The organism is Clavibacter lycopersici (genome assembly GCF_003576405.1).
Taxonomy (GTDB): domain Bacteria; phylum Actinomycetota; class Actinomycetes; order Actinomycetales; family Microbacteriaceae; genus Clavibacter; species Clavibacter lycopersici.
This window is the reverse complement of the sequence record NZ_QWGT01000272.1, coordinates 1-3,401: the sequence shown is the minus strand read 5'-3', so window position 1 is coordinate 3,401 and position 3,401 is coordinate 1. Positions and strand designations below refer to the sequence as shown.

Annotated in this window: 4 protein-coding genes; all 4 read right to left on the bottom strand. The window is 73.2% G+C overall.

Annotated elements, in window-relative coordinates; genetic code table 11:
• On the bottom strand, nucleotides 1-745 hold a 745-nt coding region (locus DZG00_RS13690), incomplete at its 3' end, for a glycerophosphodiester phosphodiesterase (protein ID WP_304650940.1).
• Nucleotides 742-1,917, bottom strand: a complete 1,176-nt coding sequence (locus tag DZG00_RS13685) for an ABC transporter ATP-binding protein (RefSeq protein WP_119455733.1) — start codon at nucleotides 1,915-1,917, stop codon at nucleotides 742-744. The genes DZG00_RS13690 and DZG00_RS13685, both read right to left, overlap by 4 nt.
• Before the next feature lie 7 nt (nucleotides 1,918-1,924).
• Nucleotides 1,925-2,740 carry an ABC transporter permease gene (locus tag DZG00_RS13680; protein ID WP_119383098.1) on the bottom strand — a complete coding sequence of 272 codons (816 nt, stop codon included), beginning with the start codon at nucleotides 2,738-2,740 and terminating at the stop codon, nucleotides 1,925-1,927.
• Nucleotides 2,740-3,401 (bottom strand): ABC transporter permease (locus DZG00_RS13675; RefSeq protein WP_119455732.1); only part of this gene is annotated, 662 nt, incomplete at its 5' end. The genes DZG00_RS13680 and DZG00_RS13675, both read right to left, overlap by 1 nt.

Below are 3,401 nucleotides of genomic sequence, written 5' to 3'. Positions count from 1 at the left end.
GGGCCCGGGCGCGCTCGGTGGCGGCCGAGGACGCGTGCGCGTCGGCGGCGGCCGGATCGGCCGCGCGGCGGGCGAGCACGTCGAGCAGCGTCGACAGCTCGTTCGTCGTGATCGCGTCCACGCCGATCGACGCGAGCCACTCCATCTGCGCGGGGTCGTCCACGGTCCACGCGGCCACCCGCGCGCCCAGCGCGTGGACGGCGTCCACCAGCGCCGGGCCGACGAGGAGGTGCGGCATGTTGACGACCGCCGGCCGCAGCTCCGCGAGCTCGTCCGCCGTGGGCGGCTGCGGGTCGGCCCAGGGCAGCCAGATCACGGAGGACGGGTCGAGCTCGCGGATCACGCGCATGCCGTCGATGTGCCCGCACCAGGCGACGCGGGGCGTGCGCGGCGCGAGCGCGACGACCGCGTGGGCGGCGGCCGCCGGATCCCCTGTCGCCATGTCGATCACGAGCTCGACGCCCGTGCCCGCGAGCAGCTCGAGCGCGTCGGCGAGGAGCGGGATCCGCAGCTCGCCGCCGCCGAGCGCGAGGACGTCGGCGAGGTCGAGGTCCGCGACCCGCGCGTCGACGCCCCAGAGGCGGGCGAGCGTGTCGTCGTGGAGGAGCACGACGCCGCCGTCGCGCGTGACGTGGACGTCGACCTCCACCGTGCGGGCAGCCGCCTCGGCCGCCGAGCGGATGGCGGCGAGCGTGTTCTCGCGGTGCCGGGAGGAGTCGCCGCGGTGGGCCGTAGCGACGGTCATCGCGCGTCGTCCGTCGCGGCGGACGCGGCGGGCGCGGGCGCGGCGCCGTCCGGCACGAGGATCCCGTCCCGGTAGTGCCGAACCTCGCGGAGCGTCACGGTGCCGGCCTCGCCGACCGCGGGCGCGGATCCGGTGACGAGCGCCCGCACCTCCACGCCGCCCGCGTCGAGCACGAGCTCCTGGAAGTGGCCGTGCGGGAGGACGCGGCGGACGACCACGGAGGTCGCGTCGGGCTCGGGTCGTGACCCGCGCGGCGCGTAGGCCACGTCCTCGGGGCGGACGGCCCACACGTCGGCGTCGGCCGAGGTCGGGACGAAGGCCGCGGGCGCTCCGGCCGTGAGCGTCTCGGGCGTCGATCCCTGCAGGCGCGGCGCCGGCAGCAGGTTCATGCTGCCGATGAACGACGCGACCACGAGGGTCCGCGGCCGGGCGTACAGCTCGGTCGGTGCCGACACCTGCTCGATGCGGCCCTGGTGCATCACGGCGACGCGGTCGGAGATGGCGAGCGCCTCGTCCTGGTCGTGGGTGACCATCACGGTCGTGATCCCCAGCCGCTGCTGGATGTCGCGGATCTCCTCGCGCACCTTCACCCGCAGCTTCGCGTCGAGGTTCGACAGCGGCTCGTCGAGCAGCAGCAGGTCGGGCTCCTGCACGATCGCCCGGGCGAGCGCGGCGCGCTGCTGCTCGCCGCCGGAGATGTGGGTGGGCCGCGAATGCGCGTGGTGCGCGAGGTTCACGGTCTCCAGGGCCGCCATGACCCGGCGCGCGACCTCGTCCTTCGGCAGCTTCCGCAGCGTGAGCGGGAAGGCCACGTTCTTGTACACCGTGAGGTGCGGCCAGAGCGCGTAGTTCTGGAACACCATCGCGCTCGGTCGGCGGTCGGGACCCGCGGCCGTGACGTCCCGGCCGCCGATCACGACGGATCCGCGGTCGGGCTCGAGGAACCCCGCGATCATGCGGAGCGTCGTGGTCTTGCCGCAGCCCGACGGGCCGAGGAGCGCGACGAGCTCGCCGCGCGCGACGTCGAGGTGGAGGTCGTCGACGATGGTGCGGCCGCCCAGGTCCTTGGAGAGCCCGGCGACGACGAGGCCGGACGGGGCGGCCGTCGCGGTGCCGTCGTCGTGCGCGCGCGGGGGAGCGACGGGGGTGGCGGGGAGTGCGGATGCGGTCATGGCCGGCCTAACGGATCTGGAAGCCCTCGGCCAGACGCCCGCCCATGATGTGGCGGCGGGCGAGCAGGAGGAGGGCGACGGAGGGGACGGAGAGGAGGATCGCGAACACGGCGGCGACCTGCTTCGGGTGGTTGAGGACGAGCGAGTACATCTCGGTCGGCATCGTCATGTAGACGGGCGCGCCCACGAGGTAGGTGCCCTGCGCCTCGTCGAACGCGGCGAGGAACGACATGAGCACGGCCACGAGGATCCCGGGCAGCGCGAGCGGCAGGGTCACGTGCAGGAACGTCCGCATGCGGCCGGCGCCCGCGTCGCGCGCGGCCTCCTCGAGGGAGCGCGGCACGGCGCTGAACGCGGCGGCCGGGATCCAGGTCATGAACACGACCGTGCCGATGAGCTGCACGATGACGATGCCCGTGACCGTGTTCATGAGGTGCAGCCCGTAGAACAGGGACGCCATCGACACGAACAGCCCCATCTTGGGGAACGCGTTGGTGGCGAACAGGCCCACCAGCAGGATCCGTCGGCCCGGGAACTGGAACCTGGAGAACGCGTAGGCGGCCGGCAGGCACACCACGGCCGACACGAGCACCGTGATGGGCGCGAAGTACAGCGAGTTGCGGACGGCCGCGGCGAGCTCGGCGTCCTCGAACACCACGCGCCACCAGTCGAGCGTGAGCCCGGCGGGGACGAGGCTCGGGTAGTCCCAGCTCGTCGCGAACGCGTGCGCCGCGAGCCAGAGCAGCGGTCCGAGGATGAACACGGCGACGACCGCGAACAGGGCGGCCTGGATCCAGCCGCGGGCGGAGAGGAGCGCGCGCATCAGACCCGGCCCTCCTTCTTCGCGGAGCGGAAGTTGGCCCGGACGTAGAGGAACGCGATGCCGGACGCGAGCACGAACACGACGACGGCCATCACGATCGACTGCTGCGGGTGGTTGAAGCCCGTGAAGTACTTCGAGATGTCGACGCCGAGCATGCTGGGCGCGTTCGGGCCCGTGAAGTACGGCACCGTGAACGAGCCGAGCACGCCGATCGCGGTGAAGGTCGTCGCGATGACGAGCGGGATCGCGGCGAGCGGCACGAGCACGCGCGTGACGATGGCCCACGTCGAGGCGCCCGCGTCGCGCGCGGCCTCGATCATGGCGTCGGGGATGCCCTGCATGCCGGACGTCGCCATCAGCGTGGCGAACGGCAGGCTCGTCCACACGGATCCGATCACCACCGCCACGGTCGTGTAGCCCCAGGTCGGCCCGTCGAGGCCGACGAGCGCGAACACCGTGCGCACGAAGCCGTCGCCCGAGTAGAAGGTGAGGATCGCCCACGACGCGATGACGACGGGGATGAACAGCGGCACTATCGCGAGCCCGGCGAACAGCGACGCGAGCCGGCCGCCGCGGAGGCGCGGGTTGAGCGCGATCGCGAGCGACAGGGCGATCACGATCGCGGTGGAGACGACGGTCACGATCACCGTGACGCCGAGGT

Bases quoted from the DNA above. Each gene is read 5' to 3' on its own strand.
- DZG00_RS13685 (WP_119455733.1), bottom strand. From the start codon at position 1,917: ATGACCGCATCCGCACTCCCCGCCACCCCCGTCGCTCCCCCGCGCGCG.
- DZG00_RS13680 (WP_119383098.1), bottom strand. From the start codon at position 2,740: ATGCGCGCGCTCCTCTCCGCCCGCGGCTGGATCCAGGCCGCCCTGTTC.